Source organism: uncultured Blautia sp., from assembly GCF_902497045.1.
GTDB lineage: Bacteria > Bacillota > Clostridia > Lachnospirales > Lachnospiraceae > Blautia_A.
This window is the reverse complement of the sequence record NZ_CABVDF010000369.1, coordinates 1-1,632: the sequence shown is the minus strand read 5'-3', so window position 1 is coordinate 1,632 and position 1,632 is coordinate 1. Positions and strand designations below refer to the sequence as shown.

General features: G+C 40.0%; 2 protein-coding genes. Both read right to left on the bottom strand.

Features of this window, described 5'->3' with window-relative positions:
* Window positions 1–227: 227 nt before the first annotated feature.
* Window positions 228–764 carry a phosphohydrolase gene (locus tag RDS42_RS14770; RefSeq protein WP_308784317.1) on the bottom strand — a complete coding sequence of 179 codons (537 nt, stop codon included), beginning with the start codon at window positions 762–764 and terminating at the stop codon, window positions 228–230.
* On the bottom strand, window positions 761–1,632 hold an 872-nt coding region (locus RDS42_RS14765), incomplete at its 5' end, for a hypothetical protein (RefSeq protein WP_308784316.1). The genes RDS42_RS14770 and RDS42_RS14765, both read right to left, overlap by 4 nt.

Genomic DNA, 1,632 nt, shown 5'->3' with positions numbered 1-1,632 from the left:
CATATTTTTCTCTTTTACAGGAGCCTGTGAAAGAGAAAAATATGGAGAGAACCTGAATAACGATCTTCTTTCCGGTTTGGGAGAAACTGTATTCAGGGATCTTAATTCCGGTACTTATATCGTAAAGATAAAATAAAAACATCGGACAATTGAATACATAGTAAAAAGAGCTGGACAGGAAAGACTTTCTGCACAGCTCTTTTTATATAAGCACAGATGGACTGAAATTATGAAATGCCGAGAGTATGAGCAGCTTTAAGAAATCGTGTTTCTATATCACGAAAAGGATGCTCAATGAGATCCGGGGAAGAGTGAAGCGCCGCAGATCTGTGTTTTTTTTCGCCAGGAAAAAGAACCGGAAGCTCTGCAGAAAGAATATCGTTGTCAATCTGCCTCCACATGGAATGTTCCTCAGCAGACAGATCCTCCAGATTGAATTTTTTCCAGATGACATTCATGATCCCTTCTTCAATTTCCAGATAATTAGTCAGATGTACTTTTACCGGACGGATGATATCTGAAATATAAGCCTCGCTTGCATCATGGAGAAGGCAGGCAAGGATCATCCGTTCAGACCATCCCCGGGCATAGGCTTCTCTGGCACAGTTCAGTGAGTGCTGGGCCACAGAATAGAAAAACAGCGTCTGACCGCCGCCCCGGCATAAAAAGCTTAGGGCATGCGCGATGTCTTCCAGGGAAACGTCCTGGACAGTCATTGTTAATGGATTAAACTGAAGACCGGTAAATGTGTTCATGATACTCATACGGATACTCCTTTTTGGTGTGGTGCAGCAATACTTTTTCTTTTACTGCACAGCTGCTGATACTGCAGATTATCAATTTCATGTTTAATAAAGTTACAGGTTTCTTCTGATGTATAAAAAGAAGAATCCTGGAGTGATTCCAGATAATCAAGAAAAACAGACAAAAGCCCTGTTTCATTAAAAATAAGATAGGTAGTCTGATCTTCTGTATTGTTAAAGGAGAAATAGCCCATGGTTTCATTGACACAAAGATGCAGATTAACTGGAAGCTGTTCCAAGGGCTGCTTCAGCATACGGTAGTTTTCCTGACTGCAGGTGTAAAGGAGCTTTTGAAGCATGTCCAGCCGTTCGGAAGGAAGGAACGGACGATAAAAGTCAGAAGGAATTTCTCTTAAAAGCCCTGTTTCTGCAAAGCGGCGGATTCCTTTTTTTGTAAAATATACATGCATATTTTCGAGATTATTCAAGGTATATTTAAAAAATGTACTGAAGAAATTTAGCAGTTTATTACGATCAGAAATCTCAGGAGAAAGAGCATGTGCCAGGATTTCATCAGAAATAAACGGAGTAAAGCATGCTTCCGGCAGCAAAAGATAGCTGGAGGAAGAAGGCAGAGAAATATTCTGCAGCATATGTGCATTAGCTGGAGTCAGGTGGAAGACCTGAAAAAGCGGAATACATTTATTCTGGAAACTGTTAAATATGTTCCAGAACTGGGATACAATCTCCGGATCACTGTAAAAAATACCATACTGATAATCTGAGGAAAATGAAACTGCATACCGGGAAGTTACAATAAAATAAGGCAGGGCATTCAGATTAAAAAAATGTGAATGGATGCTGTCATAAAAATAACTGGCCTTATAGT

Coding starts and splice junctions, on each gene's coding strand:
- RDS42_RS14770 (WP_308784317.1), bottom strand. CDS start 764: ATGAGTATCATGAACACATTTACCGGTCTTCAGTTTAATCCATTAACA.